Origin of the sequence: Nocardia gamkensis NBRC 108242 (assembly GCF_001612985.1) — a bacterium.
Lineage (GTDB): Bacteria > Actinomycetota > Actinomycetes > Mycobacteriales > Mycobacteriaceae > Nocardia > Nocardia gamkensis.
The window spans coordinates 24,322-45,758 of sequence record NZ_BDBM01000061.1 but is presented as its reverse complement, the minus strand read 5'-3'; the positions used below and the strand labels follow the sequence as shown (position 1 = coordinate 45,758).

The following is a 21,437-nucleotide window of genomic DNA, read 5'->3' as shown; positions in this document are numbered from 1 at the left end:
GCCCCATTACGTGAGCCGGGCCCCCGGGAATAACATGAGCGCCGACAAGGTGCCAACTTGTTGAATAGGGGCCGGAGTTCGTGGTCTGCAGCCATGATCTTCGAGGCTGCGGTCAGGGTCGCTCGGCAAGCACCTGTCGTCCGGCTGGGCTGACCTTCCAACGGCTTGCGTCCCGGCCGCGGCCGCCGACGGGTATCGGTCGGGGGCATGTCGATAGCGCAGCGTCTGGCTTTCAGCTGGTCCAGCCTCCGTAGAGGTTGCGGCGTTCGAAGAAGGCGTCGTCGGCTTCCTGCGCAGCCGCTTCGTCCAGCGGTCGGCGCTGTTCGCTAGTCCTCGTCTCCGGAGCCAGGAGTAGCTTCGCCTGGTCGAGAAGACGCGGGTCGGCTTTTTGCAGAAGTCGTTCGATCTTGGACTTGATGTCGGCGCGGGCTTTGCTGTGGCAATCACGCACAGCGCTCGCGAGCTGGCTGCTGGTCCATTTCATCGCGGCCGGCGCGATTTGCAAGCTGGTGATCTCACCGCTGGCATCGACTTCGATGAGGAGTCCGCGGACTTCGCCGTGCCCGCGGAGTTCGGCTGCTTTCTCGGTCAATCGCTCGCCGTGGCGGCGGATCTCGGTGAGCTGTTGTTGAAGCTGCTGCTCCCATTGCTCCATGTTGGTCATGAGCAGTCCACCTCCCAAGTGAGGGTGTGCTGCGACTGTCGCCACGGCGTGTAAAAGCTCGCCGCCTGGGGCGGCATCCTCACACGCGGGTCAGGTCAGCTCACACTCATACCGCGTTCCGGCCATGCGTTGGACTCGCTGTACACAGAGTTGATCTTCCTGGACGCCTTGAGGAAGGTGTAGTCGACGTCGCCGTCGACCGGCTGGGCTGTCCGAGAAGCCTTGTCCATGGCCAGTTTCCTTGTCAAGGTCCCCGGGTCGTCACCGAACTCGTAGACGACGATTTCCGGGCTCTCGGACTCTTTGGCGAAGTACACGATTGCTGCCATGCTCACCATCCACTTTCGAAGTCTTCGCGCTTGTTCAACGGAACCTGGGTCTGCCAATTGAACGACTCGTTCGCCACCCGGTGAGCATCCTGATACGTGGCTCCCGGGTTCGCTCGTAGGTAATTCAACTCGGCGAGCTCGTGCTCGAGCAAGACGTGGTCCTCAGGCAAGGCGTTCCCGGAGCGCAGCCGGATCCACGCGTCGGCGATTTCAGGATCGGGATCGAACTTCCGGACCACGACTTGGCCGGTCTCGTAGTCTAGAATCGGGTGTTCGGTGTCGAACAGATGCTTCTTGATCGCAGCGATCTCGGCCTCGGAGAATCCCGTTGCGCCGTTGGCGCGAGCGAGATCGTCGGTGTTGCGGCTGATCGCGGAGATGTCGCGCGGGTCTTGGGTGAAGTTGTCGTAGGCATCTTGGGCCCACTTCGTTTGTGCGGGGTCATCGAGCATGTTCGCCGGTCGGCGCCGCCCGCCGCTGAGCCATTCATCGGCGGTTCCCCTTCCAGGGGTTGCCCCACGGGCTTCGCGTGTCCACAGCTTCGCCTTGGCGACGTCGACCCATTTGCCGACCTTGTCCAGTAGCGGTTTCAGTGCCGCAGTGAGCGGCCTGATGGCGCGCGTCACTAGCTCGGTAACCCTGGTGCCGAGTTCGCCGATGATGGTGGCGATGCGACGAGCTCGCACCGCGATACGACCAGCAAGCGCGGTGTTGCCCACCCATTCCGAAACTGTAACGGTGAACGGCGCCAACACGGCGAAGACGGTCTCAGCGGCCGCGGTTTCGATCAGGAAGTCTTTGACCTCCTCGAGGATCTTGTGGTGGGCCTCGTCGAGGTGGTGGGCGTACTCGCCGCAGGAGTCCCCGAGCGTTTGGCACGCATCAGCCAATGCGTTGAGATCATTCTGACGTTCCTGGCAGGTGCCGACCGCGATCCCGATCTCCGGCGACTGCTGGTTTGTCAGCAGTTCGACTGCTCGGGGCACCTGAGCAGCCACGGTGCGGTAGTCGGCCGATGCGGTGTGCCATGCGGTTTTGGCGGCGTCGAGTTGGTCTTGGTGACCGTTGGGCCAGCCGAAACCGACAAGGTTCTTGAGGATTGACCACCCGAATGGCTCGGGGATCCCGTCGCCAGCCGCCGACGGCGCGTCTTCGGCCAGACAGGGCGCGATCGACAGCTGCGGGGGTGCAGGCGAGGAAGGGTTACGCGGATCGGAACCGGTCTCCGCGAGCTGATGGTTATGTGCTCCGACAGCGATCAAGTCTCTGGTTTGACCACACGCGGTCGCCAGTTTCGATGACGATGAGATCGCCAGCTGGGCGGCCTCATCGTAGGCACTGGCCCATTGACCACCGACACTGTCGCTACCAGCCATCCCCGCATACGTGCTCAACACGGTGATCAGCGCCGCGTGGGTTGTCACTGTGTCAGCCGACATCTGGCCGAACACCTCACCCGCGGAGGAGTATTCACCAGCGCGGTGGACGATGACCGGTACGGTCGGAGCCGTCACTGCGGCCACATCCGGTAGTTGGTCTCGGCAGCTCCCAGGTAATTTATGTGTGCCCGACGTGCCACCTCACGTAGCTCATCGAGGTTGTCCCGCATCTCACCGACACCGACCATCCACCGGTCGTGTGCGACACGCTGCGCCTCCGCGGCTTGGCTCGACCACGACAAATGCAGATCGGCGACGTGCTGATCCACCTCACGCAGCCAACCTTCGACCTCGGCGCCGAACTTCGCCATGGTCGCGATCGCGTCATCGAGCTGCGCCAGATTCACACGGTAGTTGTAGTCGTCGTCAGCCACGGCTACACCTGATTTCCAAGCCCGGTGAGACCGTCGGCATTGGCGCCATCGCGAAGCTCGTAGCGGTTGGCCGCGTCGGCGAGGTTCATTGCCGAGGTCTCCAACGCCGCAACGATCTGATCCGCTCCGCGCTTCCACTCCACCCAGGACTCGTCATATGCCGAAGCCGCCCGGCCCTGCCAACCGTCGGCCAACAGCTCTCTGCCGATCGTTTCATCTAGTTGGGCGAGCCGCTCTCGGATCGTCTGCGCTTTGTCGGCGATGAACCGCGACTCCTCGCGAAGCTGGTCGACCCGAACCTGAAGTTCACCAGCCACCGCGACTCCCCTCTGGCCCTGCTCGCCGATCGCATCCAACTATAGTGAGCACTCCGGCAAGGGGGTGATGCCATTGGCCTGACAACTCATCCGGAGAAGCGATGTCCATCGGCCCGGAGAACTGCTGGCCGCCCAGCCGGACCACCCGAGTCCGTCCACTTTGAAGTCCCAATGTCCGTTGACAGCATGTGCGCCCTGGACCCAGCATCAGGTCCGTCGCTTGAGGTCATGGCCGCACTGGACAATTCCGGCAATTACTCGACCACGCCGCTCTCACCGTGCTCGCGATCAGCGAACTAACCACCATCGCGGCTGTCGCCCACCAAGAGATTCGCAGGGGCGGCGACGCCCACGCGACAATTCGGAGAACTCCAGGTGCGTGCCATTCACTGCGGTGAGGCTACCGGTCAGATGCGTACAGCATGGCACCTCGCTGATCGAAAGGTCTTCGCGTTCGATGATTACCGACCAGGCGATGTCGTTGCTACGGTGAGGTCACCGTTTGGATTCACGTGCAAAGGATTCCGGTATGCGTGCAGGTAGCGAAGTCCCGGTGGCCGAGCTCGCGCGGTGGGTGTCGACGCGAGTGTCCGGCGATTGTCGGTACATTCTCGGCATTGCCGGTCCACCGGCAGCGGGCAAGTCGACGCTTGCCCAGAATCTGGCCGTCGCGATCACCACCGCATACAGGGTCGGTGCGGGGATCGCCCCGATGGACGGGTTCCACCGGACCTCGGCCGAGCTGGACGCTGCAGGCGCGCGTCACCGCAAGGGCCAGCCTGACACCTTCGATGTGGCCGGGTTCGTGGCCCGGCTGAAACTGCTGCGCGATGCGCCGCTCGGTGAACGTGTGCCCTGGCCGATCTATGACCGTGAACTGCACGATCCCGTGCCGGACGTGATCACCTTTACCGATCAGCAGATTGCGGTGGTCGAGGGCAATTACCTGCTGCTCGACCAGCCAGGTTGGGTAGAGGTCCGCAGCCAGCTCGATGAGGTGTGGTATCTCGATGCCGCAGACGTGGTGATCGAGCAGCGGTTGACCGATCGGCACGTGCTCGGTGGCAAGACCCCCGAGCAAGCGCACACCAAGATCACCGACAGCGATATGCCCAACGCCCGCTTGATCTCGCACACCCGCGACCGCGCCGATGCAGTTTTACGCGAGACCTACGGCAACTACCTCATTTGCGAAGTTCGCTGAGATCGCAGGCCCAGTTGCGGGTGCCGAACGATCGGCATGACAGCGTGGCCACCGCGGACGCTCGCGTTAGCGCGCCGATGAAGTCGCGGCTGCGGCCGTAGTAGGCGCAGAACGCACCGTGCAGGATGTCGCCGGCGCCGAGGGTGTCGGCGCGGGTCACCGGCGTGACGTCGATGGCGCCTTGACTGCCATTCTCGGCGTACAGGATCGGGTCAGGCCCGCGTGTGACCGCCGCATGTTTCGGACCTGCTGACCGCAAGTAGTCCAGAAGCGCAGCAGCGTCGCCGTCGAAGCCGGGTGGCGCGAAGGCCGACGAGCAAATCGCGACATCGACCAGCGGCAAGAGCCGGTCGTGGACCGGCTTCCAGCGACCCGCGTCGAGGACGACCGGCGCCCCGATCTCTCGGGCGCGAGCTGCTATTCCTACCGCGAGGTCGGGATGGTGGCCGTCGACGAGTACTACGGATGCGTGGTCGACCCACCGGGCGAGATCGGCGGTGAATGGGGCATGTATCCCGGCGGCGTCGAGCCCCACGATCGTGCGGGACTGCGCCTTGAGCGCGACCACGATGGATGAGACCGGCGGCTTGTCGACGTTCTCGGGTGTCGCATCGACGACCGCCACGTGATGGCCGGTCAGATCGTGGCGCACGATGTCGGCGAGTTGATGACGGCCGAGGGCGGTGATCAGCGTCGGGTGCTGCCCGGACACGATCGCGCAGGCGACAGCGGCGTTGGCGGCGGGCCCCCCGGCACCCAGGAACTGTTCTAGTGCCTGGGTTTTGGTGTCCTCCCCGGGATAGTGGTGGACGGCGTAGGCGATGTCGAGGGTAGCCAGACCCACGAACAGTGCTGCGGTCACCGAGTGTCTCCTCTGGGTCAGTGGATGAGCAGGTGTTCCAGATTGGCGGTCTGGTCGGAGTATGTACGCACCCCGATGACGGCCACGAACTCCCGATCGGTAGCGCGTTCCTGCAACGTGAGCCAATGTTTGGCCAGATACCAGCTGGCGCCAGTCGTGCCTCGGGGTCCTAGGCCAGCGCAGAAGAACCAGAATCGGTCCGGGTGTAGATCCGGGGTCGGCCGCACCCGGGCGATGATGCCGATGTTGCGGCTGTCGTTGGAGCTGTAGCACTCGCCGTCGGCGAGTTCGAGGTGTTCCAGATATGGCCCGCCAGTGGTCGGGTTGTCCTGGATCGTGAACAAGGGATCATCGGCGCTTTCGAGGTACATGTGGGTGCAGTCGTTGCTGGACAGGCCGAAGCTGATGTAGGGCCGGTCGCAGGCCAGCACGACCTCGCGATCACTCTGGATGTCGACTGCGATCCCGCCGTGCTGCTGAATCATCGACATCACATACAGCATCCCGCGGACGTCGTTCTCGGCCAACGCCGTCGGGACATCGATGCGGTGCTGCGCGTTGAACACGCTCGCCCGCTTGGAGAAAATATGCTGGCGCGGTATCCCGGCCGCTTCCAGCGCTTCCACCGAGCGTGTGGCCAACTCGAAGGTGGGCACCACCAATGTGGCACCACGATTGACCATTTCGCTGCCCAGGAAGGTCTCGAGGTCCTGATCGACAGCGTCATCCGCCGCGGCATCTGATACGGAGTCCAGTGCACTCGCCATCGTGAACAGCGCGGGAATCGACCAACCAGGAAACATATGCGCCAGGACCCGGCGGTGGTGGTTGTGCGGGAGGCCCTTCATCTCCCCTGACATCCAGTTGTAGAACTGAGCCTTCGACGGGGCGTCCCCCCGTGCAACAGGCGCACCGAGTTCCGCAGCACACCTTTTGTACGCGGCGCAGAAATCCGGATGGCTGGCCAGGTGCCGCTCGACCAACAGCATCTTGAGCACGGTCCCCAACCACTTCCCCTTTTCCCCAGGTGCCGGGCCTAGCGAACGATCCTATCGACAATCCCGAGTCCAGTGAACGAGATAAGACCGGAGTGGACAAGATCGGACCATCCTGGCGACGCGACTAGACCCCTTGAGCGCGAACACTTCTCGTACGTCGCATGGAACGTGCCCCGGGCGCGGCGGGGCATCAAGACGTTCGTCGGTCGCAGCCCGCACCGCAGTCCCCCTTCCGTCGCGGATGCCCCGGGTTGCGCACGAAAGGAGAGGCCCCTTGAACACCTGCATATCGTCACCAGCAACTGGCGCGACACCATGACGACCGCCGCGGATCCCGTAATCGCCTGGCCGCCCTCACAGGAGTTCTGGTCGCGCCAGTTCTCCGAGAGAAGCTACGGCGCGGTCGCGCCGCTCCTGTTCACGAGCAGCGAGCCAGCCAATCGACTCGGCCTCGGGGGTGTCCTCAACGGGCTGCGCCGCGCTGTCGCCGACGGGCGGTCCTCAGGCGCCGGCAGCCTCGTCTGCTGGGGCGATGAGCACCGCGGCGAGGTCATAGACACCGCTCTGTCGGTGCGCTGGTTCGGCACCCGACTGGGCTTCTGCACGGGGCACACCCGAACCTGGCGCCGACACACCGATCCCCCGGGCGGCTCCACAGGCCAGACCGTTGGCCGTCCGGCCAGCGAAACGTACTGCTGTTCAATTTATCTCGCGACGCAACAGGGCAGAGCGACGGTGATGCGGGCCGTCATCGTGCGGATAGACTCCCACGACGCCGGGAGCAGGGGAATTCATCACCGGCCTTCACTCGTGGGTTCGGCGCACCAGGCTGCCGTGTCCGCGATCCGTGCCCGAAACGAGGAAAGGGACTGGTCATATGCCCGACAAGGTCCGCAAGGACAAAGTGCTGGTCTACGTCGTGCGCGACGGGAAGCTGCTGGTGTTCCGGCACACCGATTACACCCACGAAGAAGTGGGGATTCAGGTCCCGGCAGGCAGTATCCGGCCGGGCGAGAGCCCGCAGGACGCAGCGCTTCGCGAGGCTCGGGAGGAGACCGGCCTGACCGAGTTCAAGATCGTCCGAAAGCTGGGCGAATTCGAATACGACATCAGTCCGTATCGCTGGGAGATCCAGGTGAGGCACGTGTTCCACCTGGAGTTGTCCGAACCGGCTCCCGAGCGGTGGGCCAGCCAGGAAGACCACGACGGGCAAGGCGAACCTACGCGGTTCGAGTGCTTCTGGGTACCGCTGGATGCGGCACACATCCTGCAATCCGGGCAGGGCGCGCTTCTGGGTCGGTTATACGACTGAGTCGCGATGGTCGGCCCCATGGCCTCGTGGCGGGGGAGAGTGCCTTATGAGCGGCCAGGCCCCCGTCGCCGGTGACCGATCCGGCTACCCGTATCTGACGTTGGACGACACCGACGCCGCGACCGCGGTGTCGGTGATCCTCAAACTTCGTGGCGAGACATGCGATATCGACTGCCTGTTCTGCTACGAGAAACGCAAAGAATCCCCTGGTGGGGCGCGCATCGATGTCGAAGATATCGGTCGGCTGCCCACCCTGTTCGGTGGTCGCCCGATCGTTGTCGAGCTACACGGCGGCGAACCGCTCACTGCCGGAAAACCCTACGTGCGCGATGTGCTCGCCCGCCTCGCGGCAGCGCCGTCGGTGACGCGGGTGACGATACAAACCAACGGGATACGTCTCGACGAGGAATGGCTGGACCTGTTCGACGAGGTCTATCCGGATCTGCGGATCGGGATCTCTCTCGACGGCGATCCCGAAGGCAACTCGTGGCGGATCGGCTACGACGGCCGGGAAACCTACGCCCGAGTCGCGGCGGCGCTGCGTCTGATGGGTGCTCGTGGACGCAAGGTCGGCGTCATCACAGTCGTCACTCCGCGCGTTCTTGGTCGCGCCGCCGCCGTACTCGACCACTTGGCCGGATTTGACGCCGTGAACGCGGTCAGTCTGGTGCCGTGCTTCGACTCCACCGTCCTCGCGGCGACCGCGACGGAAACGGCACGCGTTCCGGCATCGCGGACCGCCCAGCGCGCCGTGATCGGTCCGGCCGGACCGGCGTGGGCCATCACCGGCGAGGAGTACGCACAGTTCGTGTTGGACGCCGCCGCCCACTGGGCCACCAGCGGATTGTTCTCCCGGATCAAGCTGGAGCCGGTCGTCTCCACGATCCGCACCATCCAGGGTCTCGACACCGGGTTCTGCCACTTCTCGAACCTCAAGTGCCATCACGTGTTCACCGTCTACCCGGACGGCCGCTTCGGAAGCTGTGATGAACTACCGTGGCCCGAAGCGCAGCTTGGCAATCTGCGCGATCTTCCCGGCCATCGGGCAGTCCAAATGGCACAGCGGCGGCTGCCGCTGCTGGTAGAGGGCCGCGCCCTGGCGGGCAAGTGCGCCGACTGCCGCTACCGCCACACCTGCGGCGGCGGATGCGTCGCCACCCGGCTGCGCGCGGCCCGGTCCGTTGGCTCCGACGACGACTACTGCCGCTATCGGATGCGGCTTGTCGACGGCGTCGCGGCGATCATCACCCAACCGGACGTGCGGTCGGCGATCTGGTGCCGCCAGGTGAAAGCGCGTCCGCATCAGCCGAACTCGATGGCCGAGGTCGCGGTTTTCCTTCGGGGCTGGCGCGACCCCAGTCGCCCACGCTTGCCGGTTCGGCTGAACACCAGCGCCCACGGCAACCTCAATACCGCCGGTGAGCCCGGCGTCCACGAGGCCGACGACCTCGACCCGATGCACCCAGCCTGGCGCGAGGCGATCGAACCGGGTGTGTGGCCGCTGGTTGATGCGATCACACGCGAATGGGGACTGGTGACCTACGACAGCTGCGAAGGCCATCGCTACGACGGGTTGGAGTTGGCTCCCGCTGAACGCCGTGTCGGAGTGCTGCCCCGCGACCGTCGCGAGTACGCGGCAGTGGCCGCCGCCTTCTGCCGGGTAGTCACCGCCGCCGAAAGCCACCTGCCGCTGCCCGTACGCGTTGTCGTTGGCCGCGCCGAGTTGACCTGTACAACCACAGGCGTCCGGTTTCCTGTGCTCGACCTGCGATTGGAACGCAGCGAGGACTCCGACTGGACCAGCTATTTCGCGAACTTGGAAACCGCTACAGAGATACTCGCCCGGAAACTCTCCTCCGAGCGCAGTGACGAGCGAACAGCCTGCAGTTGCCAGGTCCCAGACAACGACGGGCGGGCGCGGTGAACACAACCGACATTCTGACTGTCAACCAGCTGTTGGGCAGACTGGTCTACTTCCACGTCCTATTCATTGATCCGGCGCTGCCGACTTCATGGACGCCACCGCCGAGCACGACCTGCTGTCACCACGATCGCCGTGAGCCTCAGCCACCAACACGGATCGACCTACGGGCCACGCCATGGGCGGCGCTGACGCAGATCAACGACAGTCTGGGCGGCGGCGCCTGCCGCGAGAACGATTCGGACAGGTGTTGCCCAGCCTGTCGAATCCATGCGTGCGCGGCGGCCGTCGCCGACTGCTGGATCGTCACCGAACACCACGCCTACTGCGACGATCCGCTCATCCACGACGACACCCGGAGGGCATGGTCGGACACGGTTGCCGACCGCATCACGCCGGTTTTCTCCCGGCTTTACCAGACACCGTGTGCCCGGTCGGCGAACGCCCACACGGCATCGCAGCCGCCCGCAGGCCAGTTCCCACTGACCGGCGAGCTGGCTGCGTTGTGGTCGGAAACCAGCCGCGCGACGCCGGTCATCAGTTGGCTCAACCACTGTGCCGGACTCGGCGACATTGCACACCGCCTTCGACAAAGGAGCCCACTGTGAATGAGCGGCGCCCGATCAGCCTGAACGAAACGCTCACCGTGGGCAGCGTGCAGGACTTCCTCACCATCTCCGAGACCACCGCCCTCGAGGAACTCATGGACCGATTCCTCCGCGAGGCTCACAACGGCGACGCCCGCGACATCTATGACCAGCGACGCCTCAGCTCCATCCATGAGATCCCCGGCCACGACACCGCGGTCGCCATGGCGACCTACGAACCTGCCGGGCGCGTCGAGATCACCGACATCCCCGACGCCGCCGAAACCCTCCTCCAAGCAGCGTTCACCCGTGCCAGGGGCAGGCTGGAACGGATACTGCCGTCGGTCACCTCCTGTCGTCCTTGGACTTACGTCGAATACGGCCCCGGCCAACACATCACCCCACACCTGGACGGCATCGCCCCCGACCCGCGAGCATGGCCACGCCAGATTGCTGGGATCAGCGTCATCATCGGAACACGCTGCGAGGGTGGAGAATTCTTCGTCGAGACCACCTCGTCCGCTAGCCTGTGGAACCCGGCCATCCCCGGCCCGGTTCCCGGCTACGAGCCCGCCATGGCGTTCGCCCACGATGGCGCAGACAACTCCTCGCCCTGGTTTGCCACCATGCCACGCACCCGCTGGTGCACCGCTCCCGCGCCGGGAACCGCCCTGCTGTACGGGTCACAACTGGTCCACGGCACCACCCCAGTGCGTACGGGACGCTCCCGCAAGTTCATTTCCTGGCTGTTCGCCGACCAGCAGTGACCGGCAGGAGGTAGCACCGACATGTTGATCGCCCTGGAAGGCATCGCTGGGTCCGGCAAGACCACCCTGCGCGACCGAGTCCTGGCACTGGCCGAGGAACACGGCGTCGCTGTCCGCCACATCGGCCAGTTCTCCTGGCTGTCGCTGGCGGCCACCCGCGCCTTGGTCGATCTTCGCGCCGGGCGAGCACCCGTCGCCGAGCGCGACGCCACCGCGGCCGTGCTGACCGATTTGACCCTGCACTCGCGGCACAACCTCGCCCCCGCATCAGTCGGCGCCCATGTTCTCGCTGACCGACTGGTGCTGTCTTCAGCGTGCCTGCTCGCACTGGCGTACGCCGGACCGGTCGAACGCCACATCGAAGCACTTGCCGGAGTCTGGCCTTGTCGCCCGGACCTGACCGTGCTGTTGACCACCCCCGTCGACGTCTGCGCTCGCCGCCTGGCCACCCGGCCAGCCGCCAACCGCGTCGGCGACGACCTCGCAACGGCCACCCGATTGCAGAGCCTCTACGAGCACTGCGCCGACGCCTGGCAGCGGACCACAGGGATGCCGGTGCGTCGATACCAGCTCAACACCCACGAGGACACGGAACGACTGGCGCGAGCCCTGCTGTATGAGTTGGAAGGCACGACGATCCGATGAGACTGAATGCGATGCACCCAGCCGTCTGGGTGCTCGACCACCTCGCCCAACACGGTTGGCGGACTGTGGATCTGCTGGCGTTTACACGCTCGAGCACCCTTGTGCTGGCTACCCGAGGCGGCGACGAACCCGTCGTCGTCAAGGCCGGATTCGGCAGCAATCACGTGCTGGCCGCCATGGACGAGTCCGACCGCGCCGCAGCATACGGATTCTACTGGTATCAACAGATGACCCCGACCGAACGCGGCCTGGCCCGCGAGGACTTCCGCCACGAACGCGACCTCGCCCTCGACTGCCTCGGCGCCGCCCACATCGTGCCGGCGATCGCTGAAGGCCAATGCCCCGAATTCGACTGGTACGCCATGCCGCACTACACCGACGGCAACCTGCGCACCCTCATGAGCGACGATCGCGCCCCGATCCAGCGGTACATGACGATCCTCGCCGACGCCGCCGATGGCCTCGACGAACTACACCGACGCGGCATCGTGCATCGCGATGTCTACCAGGAGAATGTGCTCATCGACGCCGGACGCGGCATGATCACCGACCTCGGAGCCGCGCGCCGCCTCGACACTCCGCGCGGGCCGCGCAGTCGCGGACCCGAAGTCCACTGGCCGCCCGAATACTCTCTCGGCTACGCCACAGCCACCCCGGCCGCTGACGTATTCAGCCTCGCCGTGCTCGCCTACCGGGTCCTTTTCGGCGACCTGCCCCGGCTCTGCGGTCCACGACACCGTCCCGACCTCCCCACGGCACTGTGCGAGCACGTCACCGCAGCGCTGGCCCGCGATCCCAATGATCGCCCGACCATGCCGCAACTGCGGGCGGCGCTGCGTGCCGCCGCGACCACCTCAACGTGAACACCGACAGAAAGGAGCCAGCCCGGCGCAATCCAACAACCACTACACAAGCAGTGAACACCGAGTCAGATCAGCAGAAAGGATTTCATCACCATGATCGACACATCCGACGAGATCACCCGCTTCCTTGCCGCGGTCGAGCAGTTGCGCGACGACGAGGGCGCGATCCGCACCACCGCGCACACGTCGAGCATCATCGCCACGGGCTGGCCGAGCGTCGAACAGTAAGTCGCGACAGTGTGGGCTGCGCCGACGACGCCGCAGCCCACCAGTCGAAAGCCTCGTAGAAAGTCGATTCCCGTGGACGAACTGGCCATGGTATTCCGGTTCGACCGGATAGCCGACCTGCATCGCACCCGCACCCGCTCGATTCGCAGCGTCCTCAGTGGTGCCCCCGAGCAGACCAGTGATGGCACCGCGCTGGAGTACGCGCTGGCGCATCACTTCCTCGAAGGCGCGGAACTGGCCGCCCGCGGCGGAGACCGCGACACCCTCGCCTGGTACCGCACTTATATCACCGCTCCGCCGCCGCACTGGTCCGTGCCAACTAACCTGGGCCCGCGAATCACTCAATCTCCGGAACCGGCAACCCTGCGTCGATCGCCGATCGCCGAGACCCCTTACCACTTGCTCGGACCCGACACCGAATCGGCGCCCCCCAGCGCGCTGGCCCTGGCCACCTCAGCATTCGACGTCGCCACTGAATTCGGGTTCGGCGATCTTGTCGCCCAGCATGCCCCGATCGTGTGCCTGCTAATCGAGAGATCCCTCGAGGACGCTCTCAACAGTTGGACCATCACCCGCCTGCCCGGCACCGTGTTCCTCGACCACGTGGGAGAGCCGACCATCCTGGCCCGCGACCTTATCCATGAAGCAGGCCACAACTGGCTCAACGACGCGCTCACCGCCACTGGAATCACTATCGACGACGAGCACAGCTACCACTCACCGTGGAAGAACACGCAACGGCCGACGTTCGGATACCTGCACTCCTGCTGGGCATTTCCACTCACCATGATCTTCGCCGCTCGAGCATCTGCCCACGCCATCGAACAGGTACGGACCGTGCTAACCGCCTACCTTGCCCAGCACCGCGACAAGCTCGCCACCACCACCCACGACCACAACCAGGCCCTGACCGCCGTCACCGACCCAGATCTGCGCGAACGGCTCCGCGCCGTCCGCGAAATGGCCCGAAAACTATGACGGGCCCAAATCGATTTCCGAGGCAAGCACACGGTAGATCCGCCGCGACGTGTGCCGGGTGGCTGGAGCGCTACGTCGGGCTGGATCGCCGCAAGGACTTCGACTACGGCAGCTACCTGTGGATCGAGGGCCGCAATCCCATCGATCCGCTGGGTCCGCTTCCTGGGAGACCATCGTCCGCGAGATCGAGGAGGAATCGGCATCCAGTTCGACCCGCCGGCCGTACGCTACCTGGGCACCCGAGACCTCGACTTCGGAATGGACCATACCTTCGCAACGTCCGTCGATTTCGAGATCGAGGACGTGACACTCACCGAGGGGCAGGGCCTGCGGTGGTCCAGCGAGGCCGATGTCGCGGCGACCGAGCTTGCGTACGCCGACAACACGATCCTGGAAACCTTCTTCGGGTCATTGGAGTTGGAGACAAGCTTGCGGTAGCACTAGGCGTCCAGATCGAGGGTTAAGCCGCGATCCGGACAGACCCGGGAAGTGGCGTGCGTGGACTTCGGCGGTCTGCAGCTACGCGGCTAGGAGGTTGAACTCTCCAGCGTGAACTCCTCGGATGAACGCGGTCCATTCATCCGGGGTGAAGATCAACTCGACAGCTGTGTCGCGGCTGCTGACAGAGACCCGGCCATCATCGTGACGGGTGATCCGGGGCAGGCCCGTTATGTCGCTCCCAGGTGCCGAACTCACGGAGCGGTCGCAGAAGGTCGGCCACAGGCCGACGGGCATCGACAGCACCGGCTGGGCGGCGGGGTCGTTGGCCGGGTTTCGCAGGTACTTGCTGTCCCGAACGAGCACTCGGTCGCCGATGAAGTTGACCTCGACGCACGATGCGCCACCGTTGTTACTGAACGTGCTCTTCCGCCAACCGTGGCGGATGTGGGTGGTCATTGCTGCTCCATGTCCTTGTACTGCGAGATTCGGCGCTCGATGGCTGTGATCGTGTCCGCGACTGTGCTCGCCTTCTGGCGGATCTGCTCGGCAGCCAGTGAGTACAAGTCTACTTGCGGGCGATCCTGTAGATAGAGAGCGCCGGTGTGGTACTCGACGTAGGCGATGCCGCGTGCCTCGGCGAAGTCGAGGACGATGAACGAGCCGGGCAGCCCATCGTGCACCGCGACGCGTGTCGGGATGACTTGGAACTCGACGTTGTCACGCTCCATTAGCGAGAGCAGGTGTTCCAACTGCTCACGCATAACGCGAGGACCGCCGACCGGCCTGTCAAGCGCTGCTTCTTCGACGACTGCACTGAGTTGCAACGGATTGTCGGATTCGGCGATCCGTTGGCGGGCCATCCGCGCACGGACGGACTGCGCCAGGTCCATCTTCGGAATGTGCATGCTGTCGCCGAGAAGCGCGGTCGCGTAGTCCGCCGTCTGCACCTGCCCTGGCAGCACCTTGTCGGCGTACTCGAACTGGCGTGTCGCCAAGCCCTCCAAGCCGACGAAGGTCTTGAACCAGTCGGGCAGCACCTCGCCGAATGGTGCCCACCATGTTCCGTGATCGGCTCGCCCCGCCAAGGTGACGGTTCGTTCGACGTCTTCGACCCTGACTCCGTAGAAGCGGAGCAGCGCCGCGACCTCGTCGGGCGCCTGCTGGGTCTTGCCGCTCTCCATGTAGCTCAATTTCGCTGGCGTACATCCGATGTGCTTTGCAGCGTCGGCCTGCTTGATCTGCGCCAGTTCACGCGCCGCGCGTAGGTCGTGGCCGACCAGGAACCGCAACGCGGAGGGATCGGACCGTTCGTCGCGCACTGATTCCTCTCCACAGCTGCCGGACTCTTCGGGACAAATTACCTCATCAAAATCTGCCGCATCCATACACATATCCTTTCAATTAATCTTAAATCTAAGCATCATCGCAACCATCGGCACCCCGTGGGGTCGCCGGAATCAGAGGTAGGGGTGGCTATGACGGCGCGCGTTCTCGACAACTCGTCCACGCCGAGCGACCAAACGGCACACCAGACCGGATCGGCAGGGTTTCTGCGTCCGACCCCGGCCCGAGCGGGGCGGTAAGGCCATGCCGAAACAAAACGACGAGACCTGGCCGCTGACTAGCGGCAGGACCGGGCACCAGGCCCGCAGCGTGGGTCAAGGCCAGTGGGTGGTGAGCTTCCTACCTGGTCGGACGCTGTCGCAGGAGCAAGCGCGAGCCGCGCTGCAAGTGGCAGATGAGGTCGACGTGCTGCGGGGGTATGCAGGTGCGCTGGGTTTGACGGTGCTCGAACTAGTGGGGTTGGCCACGATGGATAGCTCCAGGCAGCGGCTGTGGTCGCTCGGGGACGCCGCGCAGGTCCTGGGGCGGTTGGGGCAAGCACGGTGACCGGCGAGCAGGCCGCTGCTTCTGCTGCGGCGGTCGTGACATTCAGCGCGGGAGCTGCACGAGGCCACCAGGTCGCCGCCCTTGAGTTGGCAGAGCTGGATGCCGCTCTGGACGCGGCGGCATGGCGCGTGTTCGAGGCTCGGGCGGTGGTGCGGTGATGTTCGAGAGATGTCACAGTGCGCGGGAGGTCGCCGAGGTGTACCGGCGGCGCGGGTTCATCGTGTCGTGCGCGTTCGATCGGGTGTTCCTGGTCGCGTCGCTGAGGTTGGGTGCGGTGGTAATGCCCGCGCCGCTGGGTGGGCGGGTGCGGAAGGCACTGCTCGACACGGGCAAGTTCGAGTCGGTGCCGGTCCTGACCCATGCCCGCCCGGATCGGGAGTGGGTGTTCCTGGTCGGCCCGACCTGGGGCGCGGGAATGTCGACACCGACCGTGGCGAGCCTGGAGGCGCATGGGGTGCGAGTCCTCGACGCTCGGCAACGGATCTGGTTGCCGATGACCGATCACCCGACCGGCTGGCATTGGATCTCGGAGCCGGTCACCGCTACATCGATCCCGTCGCGCACCACCGTGGCTTGCCGCGCCCGTGACCTCCTCAGCCCCGCGCGGTCGTCGCGGGCGCGGAGGTGAGTGATGGCCTTCACCCCAGACGACGATGCGAGGGTGCTGCCCTCGGGGGAATCGCTGCTCTCGGCTATCCGTGGCCATCATGTCGACGCCCACCGGCTGACACGGTTCGCGGCCGAATTCGGGCGGCTGTATGGGGGCTCTCCGGCCCGGCTGCGGTGCGGATGTCGATGCGGCAGTGACGAACTGGTTCTCGCCGTCGATACGTGGGCGGCCATGCATCTGCCGGTGCCGCGTTCGGGGGCGCGGTTGCACACCGAGACTCTCGGCGTGGTCATCGACCGCCTGGCTCGTAGCCAGGTGCGCGCCTACCACCTGTTGATGACTGTGGATGTATCCGACCCGCAGGTGCATGCGGCCTGGTATCGGCTGGCGGAACTGGTGGATGGCTACACCGATCTTGCCGACGCGTTGACTCAGCGGTCGGTGCGGTTGCCCGCGCTCGGAGATGGCTGATGAGACCTGTGCTGCCGGGCAAGGACGAACTGCTGATGGCCTGCCGGGGCTTCCCGCTGCCCGCCGACGACCCGGTGCTGAGCGCGGCTGCCGAACTGGCCGTGCTGCATCAGCGGCGTGAACAGACAGCGTGGGAGGCGCTGGCGGTGATCGACGCGCACCGTGCCCGGTTGATGGACACCATCGACACCTGGGTGCAGGTGGTGATTTCGGAACCGGTCTCAGGTGCGCGGGTACACACCGAGACGATGGGCCAGGTCGTTGACCGCCTCGCCCAGTTGACCGCCCACACCTACACCGCGCTGGCGGGCGCTTCCGAAGAGGCGTTTTGGGACTCAGCGGAAGTGGTCGACGACCTCGCCATTGCCTACGCCGACCTGGTCGAAGAACTCCTCGCCGGTACACGCCGCTTACCGATGACCACGACCTCGGCGTAGCCCGCCGCTCGGCTTCTCACGTCCCCCAACCTGCCCGCGGCTTCGGCTCGAGGTCGCCCGTGCAGTTACCACCCACCCATTTTCTGAAGGGAGCAACCCCGTGTCCGAGACCCCCGATCGCCGCCCGACCGCATGGCCGGTGGCGACCGCGATCCGGTTCCCGCTGGCCGGTGACCCCCGCCGCACAGTCACCATCCGGCCCTACGTGCCACCACAACCCTCACAGCACAACCTGTTTCACCCCGATGAAGGAGAACCGAACATGCCCGACCATGTCCCCTCGACCGACCTGTGGACCGCCCAACCCCAACCCGAGACCGGTGGCCTCGTGATGCTGTCGACCGACATCGCCTATGACCCGGACGATTTCGTGGCGTTGGTGCTCGCAGCGCATCTGGTGCCGCCGAGCCAGCTGGTGGTAGTGACCGCGGATGAGGTCGGCGGCCTGCGCGCACAGTTCGCGCGCCGCGTGCTGGACTGGCTCGACCGCGGCGAGGTACCGGTCATCGAAGGTATCGACCTCGGCGGCAAACGCCGGTTCCTGCCCGATCCCGGCCAACAGATCCCCGCCTACAGACGCCCGACACCCGAGGAACGCGAGAACCGTCACCACGCGATGATCGATGTCCTCACCGACATGATCGCCTCGGCCGACGGCCCGGTGCGGTGGGTGGGGTGCGGTCCGATGACCGAGCTGGCCGCTGTGCTCACCGCCGCACCGGAGTACGCCGAGCAGCTGATCGTCACCCAGATGGGCGGATGGCTCGACCACTACCGCGACCTCGAACGCGCTTCCCACAACTTCCACACCGACATGAGTTCAGCCGGCCTCGCCCTGCGGATACTGCCCCGCCCCAGATTGGTGATGTCCGAGCACACCAACCATCCCGCGATCCGGGTGACCGAGAACTGGACACTCATCGACGCCTTGAACGCCGATTCCGCCCCGGAGTGGGCGCGATGGCTGTCCACGCATTTCCACCGCTGGTTCGCTGTCAAGGACGGCTCCTGGATGCACGACCCCCTGACCCTGTCGGCCGCCCTCGGCTATCCGTTCGTCAAGTTCACCAGCGAGCGGATCCGCATCGGCCACGACGCGCGCCTGTACCGCAACCCGTACGGACGCCCGATGCACGTATCAGCCGAGGTCGACTACGAAGCGTTCCGGGACTGGATGCAGTCGGTGGTGACGTACTGGTGACGTGCCCCACCTGCGGCCAGACAACCCAACCGGCCTGTGACCCGGACACGATCCGGGCACGTGAGCGCGCGGTCAATACTGAGCTGTCGGGGCCGACACACGCTCGCGTCCTCGATGCTCTGCTGCCCGCCGACCTCGACCGTCCTTACGATCCTGACCAGATATCCGGCAAGGACAATTTCGCCTGCGACCGCGACATCGCCGCGCTGTTGGCCCGTCGCGCGCCGGGATTCCGGGCCAGCGTCCACGCCGGGCACATGTTCTTGCTGCGCGCGGTCGCGGAGCTGGCGCAGGCGGGTGTCTCACAGTTCGCTGTCATCGGGTGCGGATTTCCGCGCAAACGCAACGTGCACACCGTTGCCCGCGAGATCAATCCGGCCGCCCACGTGCTCTACCTCGATGACAGCGCGTTGGTGGCAGCACACGGGCGCGCCTTGCTCATGGCCGAATCCCGGTTCACGCGGGCCGATCCGGGTGACCCGGCCGCGATCCTGTCCGCCATCGGCCACCCCCACGGCCAACCAGGCTGGCTCGACCCCCGCGAACCGATCGCGCTGGTGTTCGGATCGCTGATCCTGGAACAACTCGACGCACCCGGACCGGTGATCGCGGAACTTGTCGCCGCACTAGCCAGCGGGTACGTGGCGGTGACCCACATCTGCACCGACACCGACACCGCCACCGACGTCGCCCGGCGCGCAGCCGCTGTCTACACCGCCCACAACCTGACACTGCGGCCCCGCACGACCCGCGACATCACGACCATGCTGACAGGGCTGGAACTACTCGGCCCCGGCTTGACGGTCGCCCAGGACTGGACACCCGCCCACGCCACCAGCCCCGGCACGGGCGAGGCGAGCTGGCGGTGCTGCTGGGCCGCGCTCGGAACATGGGGAGCCACCCGATGACACCCGAGGACCTACCGGGGCGCGGCGGCCGCGACGCGGCCAGGATCGCCCACCGCACCACACTGCCCGCGGCCCAGCACAGCAACATCGCCGACACCGATTGCGCGGTCGATCCCGGCGACCTCAGTCCCGACGACGCGATCCGCACCCTCAGCGTCCACCACCACTGCCCGCTGCCGTGTCGCCCGCGTGAACGTGCGCTGGTGGTACTTGGCACCGAATACAGGGCGGCGTCAACACCGGACGCGTGTCGGCCCGCGCGTGCGGTGGACGAACTGGACCGACGGCTAGCCGAGCTGATCCGCGAATACCTACGCCGAGTCGCCGACCGGTAACCGCAACCGCGACAGAACGAGCCCGGACGCCACCACCGTCCGGGCTCGTCTAATTCCCACCCGCAGACACCCCTCCAGACAGAAAGCCGGGCGGCCCGTCACCCCTGAAACCGTCCCGGCTCGGTCACAGTGACAGCAGCCCACAGCCTCGAGCGGTAAGGGCGACTGCCACGGGGATGACACAGGGATGACACCGAACGTCGCGGCCGAGGTCATCGGGTTGTGATCCTCGGCCGCCCGTGAGGGTGACCGCCACTCGGGGTATCGGATCGTCGGGTCGCGCCAGGGGTCGTTGCGATCCTCGGCCGCCCGTGAGGGCGACCGCCACAAGACGATCGCATTGCCCTGCAAGATCAACTGGTTGTTGCGATCCTCGGCCGTCCGTGAGGGCGACCGCCATCCCAGGTGCCCCACTCGTCGACCATGACCCTCGAGTTGCGATCCCCGGCCTCCTGTGAGGGCGACCGCCACAGTCGGTGGCTGTCGCCAAGGTGTGCTCCTGGATGTTGCGATCCTCGGCCGCCTGTGAGGCGACCGCCACGTGACGCCTGGAGCGCGCTGGGCCAGGCGGTGCCGTTGCGATCCTCGGCCGCCCGTGAGGGCGACCGCCACGGTGCGCGAACTGGGCGAACGTCGACCAGGCCCCGCGATGGAGTCTGTTTGGGGCGCCTCGGATTCCATAACTGCTGTTCGTCAGTTCGGAACCTCCTTGGGAATCGGTGTGCGCTGGGGGGTTCTTGACTGTGGGAACGCCTGCGATGTGTTCATCGGCGGGTCGCCAGGGTTATCCGACGATTCTGGTGAGTGTGACGCCGTCGGGGATGGCGGCTTCGTCGATGGTGATGGTGTAGTCGGTGAAGCTGCGGATGGGGGTGGTCGGGGTTTGGCGGGTGTCGGGGGTGATGTGGACGGTGTCGGTGAGGGTGTGGGCGGGTGTGGTTCCGTAGGCGTCGTGGTGGGTGAAGATGTAGAGGCCGCGCAGGGTCATTTCGCCTCGGGTGGAGGCGCGGTCGTGTTCGAACATCAGGGTCATGCAGCGCCAGAGCAGGGCGAGGTCGTCGGTGGTGACACCGGTGCGGGTGGCCAGGGGTGCGCTGAAGTGTCCGATGCCACGGTAGAGGCCGTAGGGGACGGTGTGTTTGCTGCCCATTTCGGTTTGTTTGGTGTCGTCTTCTTTGGTGCGGGTGACGCGGGTGATGCCGTGTTCTTGGGCGAGGACGGGATGGATGCTGCGGGAGAAGGTCAGCTGCAGCGGTCCCTGGACACGACCTGCGGTTTTCGTGCCTGTGGTCATGACGGCTCCGAACATGCGGACGTCGTAGAAGTTTTCACACATCCAGCGCTTCGCGACCGGTTCGGAGGTTTTGTCGGCGGGCAGGTCGAGTTGTTTGTAGGCTCGTTCGTGTTGGGAGTTGAGTGATACTCCGGCTTCGACGTAGATGGCGTTGCCGGGTTTGCCTTCGCCGAGCAGACCGACCATGTTGCGGATTTTGCGTTTGATCGCGACGTCGGTGACCAGACCTTGCATGGTTTCGGGGTCGGTTCGGGGGATACCGCCCCCGTCGGGGTCGCCGTTCGGGTTGCCGTCGGTGACGTCGAACAGGAACACGAAGTCGTGTTTACGGGTGGGGTCCAGATGCGGGGACGTGGTCATGA

General features: G+C 65.5%; 27 protein-coding genes. 17 read left to right on the top strand and 10 right to left on the bottom strand.

The genetic code is table 11. The features are described 5' to 3' along the window. Positions 1-232: 232 nt before the first annotated feature. From NG1_RS31080 to NG1_RS31060, 5 genes are all read right to left on the bottom strand, one after another. Positions 233-664 (bottom strand): YbaB/EbfC family nucleoid-associated protein, encoded by a 432-nt coding sequence (locus NG1_RS31080; protein ID WP_062976802.1) that lies wholly within the window; start codon positions 662-664, stop codon positions 233-235. Positions 665-759: 95 nt separating this feature from the next. Continuing rightward, positions 760-993, bottom strand: a complete 234-nt coding sequence (locus tag NG1_RS31075) for a hypothetical protein (RefSeq protein ID WP_062976800.1) — start codon at positions 991-993, stop codon at positions 760-762. Positions 994-995: 2 nt separating this feature from the next. After that, positions 996-2,507, bottom strand: a complete 1,512-nt coding sequence (locus tag NG1_RS31070; RefSeq protein ID WP_157114344.1) for a WXG100-like domain-containing protein — start codon at positions 2,505-2,507, stop codon at positions 996-998. After that, complete coding sequence (locus NG1_RS31065; RefSeq protein WP_062976796.1) at positions 2,504-2,806, bottom strand: WXG100 family type VII secretion target; 303 nt, start codon at positions 2,804-2,806, stop codon at positions 2,504-2,506. The genes NG1_RS31070 and NG1_RS31065 overlap by 4 nt, the downstream gene beginning before the upstream one ends. Before the next feature lie 2 nt (positions 2,807-2,808). Further along, positions 2,809-3,123, bottom strand: a complete 315-nt coding sequence (locus NG1_RS31060) for a WXG100 family type VII secretion target (RefSeq protein WP_062976807.1) — start codon at positions 3,121-3,123, stop codon at positions 2,809-2,811. Positions 3,124-3,652: 529 nt separating this feature from the next. On the opposite strand from NG1_RS31060, the gene NG1_RS31055 reads away from it, so the two are divergent. Beyond that, positions 3,653-4,327 carry a nucleoside/nucleotide kinase family protein gene (locus NG1_RS31055; protein WP_062976794.1) on the top strand — a complete coding sequence of 225 codons (675 nt, stop codon included), beginning with the start codon at positions 3,653-3,655 and terminating at the stop codon, positions 4,325-4,327. Here NG1_RS31055 and NG1_RS31050 read toward each other — a convergent pair. Both NG1_RS31050 and NG1_RS31045 read right to left on the bottom strand, forming a co-directional pair. Then, complete coding sequence (locus tag NG1_RS31050; protein WP_062976792.1) at positions 4,308-5,189, bottom strand: PfkB family carbohydrate kinase; 882 nt, start codon at positions 5,187-5,189, stop codon at positions 4,308-4,310. The genes NG1_RS31055 and NG1_RS31050 overlap by 20 nt on opposite strands. A 17-nt stretch (positions 5,190-5,206) precedes the next feature. Next, on the bottom strand, positions 5,207-6,187 hold the full coding sequence (locus NG1_RS31045) for a hypothetical protein (RefSeq protein WP_157114343.1): 981 nt from the start codon (positions 6,185-6,187) through the stop codon (positions 5,207-5,209). Between the two features lie 877 nt (positions 6,188-7,064). On the opposite strand from NG1_RS31045, the gene NG1_RS31040 reads away from it, so the two are divergent. From NG1_RS31040 to NG1_RS31010, 9 genes are all read left to right on the top strand, one after another. Then, complete coding sequence (locus NG1_RS31040; RefSeq protein ID WP_062976789.1) at positions 7,065-7,499, top strand: NUDIX hydrolase; 435 nt, start codon at positions 7,065-7,067, stop codon at positions 7,497-7,499. Between the two features lie 46 nt (positions 7,500-7,545). Continuing rightward, on the top strand, positions 7,546-9,423 hold the full coding sequence (locus NG1_RS31035) for a radical SAM/SPASM domain-containing protein (RefSeq protein ID WP_062976786.1): 1,878 nt from the start codon (positions 7,546-7,548) through the stop codon (positions 9,421-9,423). Then, positions 9,420-10,028, top strand: a complete 609-nt coding sequence (locus tag NG1_RS37215; RefSeq protein WP_157114342.1) for a hypothetical protein — start codon at positions 9,420-9,422, stop codon at positions 10,026-10,028. Before NG1_RS31035 ends, NG1_RS37215 begins: the two co-directional genes overlap by 4 nt. Beyond that, on the top strand, positions 10,025-10,774 hold the full coding sequence (locus tag NG1_RS31030) for a 2OG-Fe(II) oxygenase family protein (RefSeq protein WP_210750985.1): 750 nt from the start codon (positions 10,025-10,027) through the stop codon (positions 10,772-10,774). Before NG1_RS37215 ends, NG1_RS31030 begins: the two co-directional genes overlap by 4 nt. A gap of 21 nt (positions 10,775-10,795) precedes the next feature. After that, complete coding sequence (locus NG1_RS31025; protein ID WP_062976784.1) at positions 10,796-11,419, top strand: dTMP kinase; 624 nt, start codon at positions 10,796-10,798, stop codon at positions 11,417-11,419. 11 nt (positions 11,420-11,430) lie between these two features. Continuing rightward, positions 11,431-12,282 carry a protein kinase domain-containing protein gene (locus NG1_RS31020; RefSeq protein ID WP_062976782.1) on the top strand — a complete coding sequence of 284 codons (852 nt, stop codon included), beginning with the start codon at positions 11,431-11,433 and terminating at the stop codon, positions 12,280-12,282. A 93-nt stretch (positions 12,283-12,375) separates the two neighbouring features. Continuing rightward, on the top strand, positions 12,376-12,510 hold the full coding sequence (locus NG1_RS38890) for a hypothetical protein (protein ID WP_267906929.1): 135 nt from the start codon (positions 12,376-12,378) through the stop codon (positions 12,508-12,510). 72 nt (positions 12,511-12,582) lie between these two features. Continuing rightward, positions 12,583-13,488: an aKG-HExxH-type peptide beta-hydroxylase gene (locus tag NG1_RS31015; protein ID WP_062976780.1), complete on the top strand. Its 906-nt coding sequence runs from the start codon at positions 12,583-12,585 to the stop codon at positions 13,486-13,488. Positions 13,489-13,746: 258 nt separating this feature from the next. Then, positions 13,747-13,926, top strand: a complete 180-nt coding sequence (locus tag NG1_RS31010; RefSeq protein WP_157114341.1) for an NUDIX hydrolase — start codon at positions 13,747-13,749, stop codon at positions 13,924-13,926. 81 nt (positions 13,927-14,007) lie between these two features. On the opposite strand, the gene NG1_RS31005 is transcribed toward NG1_RS31010, so the two are convergent. Together NG1_RS31005 and NG1_RS31000 are read right to left on the bottom strand one after the other, a co-directional pair. After that, positions 14,008-14,385, bottom strand: a complete 378-nt coding sequence (locus tag NG1_RS31005; protein WP_062976778.1) for a DUF397 domain-containing protein — start codon at positions 14,383-14,385, stop codon at positions 14,008-14,010. After that, positions 14,382-15,314 (bottom strand): helix-turn-helix domain-containing protein, encoded by a 933-nt coding sequence (locus NG1_RS31000; protein ID WP_084499328.1) that lies wholly within the window; start codon positions 15,312-15,314, stop codon positions 14,382-14,384. The genes NG1_RS31005 and NG1_RS31000 overlap by 4 nt, the downstream gene beginning before the upstream one ends. A gap of 202 nt (positions 15,315-15,516) precedes the next feature. Between NG1_RS31000 and NG1_RS30995 the strand changes: the two genes are divergently transcribed. The 7 genes from NG1_RS30995 (at position 15,517) to NG1_RS30965 (ending at position 19,781) form a co-directional block, all read left to right on the top strand. Further along, positions 15,517-15,819 carry a hypothetical protein gene (locus tag NG1_RS30995; protein WP_063910482.1) on the top strand — a complete coding sequence of 101 codons (303 nt, stop codon included), beginning with the start codon at positions 15,517-15,519 and terminating at the stop codon, positions 15,817-15,819. 157 nt (positions 15,820-15,976) lie between these two features. After that, positions 15,977-16,447 carry a hypothetical protein gene (locus NG1_RS30990; protein ID WP_062976774.1) on the top strand — a complete coding sequence of 157 codons (471 nt, stop codon included), beginning with the start codon at positions 15,977-15,979 and terminating at the stop codon, positions 16,445-16,447. A gap of 3 nt (positions 16,448-16,450) precedes the next feature. Next, positions 16,451-16,900, top strand: coding sequence for a DUF4254 domain-containing protein (locus NG1_RS30985; protein WP_157114340.1), 450 nt, complete (start codon positions 16,451-16,453; stop codon positions 16,898-16,900). Then, a complete protein-coding gene (locus NG1_RS30980) occupies positions 16,900-17,337 on the top strand; it encodes a DUF4254 domain-containing protein (RefSeq protein ID WP_062976771.1) in 438 nt (145 codons plus the stop codon). Before NG1_RS30985 ends, NG1_RS30980 begins: the two co-directional genes overlap by 1 nt. A 100-nt stretch (positions 17,338-17,437) precedes the next feature. After that, positions 17,438-18,538, top strand: a complete 1,101-nt coding sequence (locus tag NG1_RS30975) for a nucleoside hydrolase (protein ID WP_084499327.1) — start codon at positions 17,438-17,440, stop codon at positions 18,536-18,538. After that, positions 18,535-19,446 (top strand): SAM-dependent methyltransferase, encoded by a 912-nt coding sequence (locus NG1_RS30970; RefSeq protein ID WP_062976767.1) that lies wholly within the window; start codon positions 18,535-18,537, stop codon positions 19,444-19,446. Before NG1_RS30975 ends, NG1_RS30970 begins: the two co-directional genes overlap by 4 nt. Next, positions 19,443-19,781, top strand: a complete 339-nt coding sequence (locus NG1_RS30965) for a hypothetical protein (protein WP_062976765.1) — start codon at positions 19,443-19,445, stop codon at positions 19,779-19,781. Before NG1_RS30970 ends, NG1_RS30965 begins: the two co-directional genes overlap by 4 nt. Before the next feature lie 784 nt (positions 19,782-20,565). Here NG1_RS30965 and cas7c read toward each other — a convergent pair. Continuing rightward, a complete protein-coding gene (cas7c, locus tag NG1_RS30960) occupies positions 20,566-21,435 on the bottom strand; it encodes a type I-C CRISPR-associated protein Cas7/Csd2 (protein ID WP_062976763.1) in 870 nt (289 codons plus the stop codon). Between the last annotated feature and the right edge of the window lie 2 nt (positions 21,436-21,437).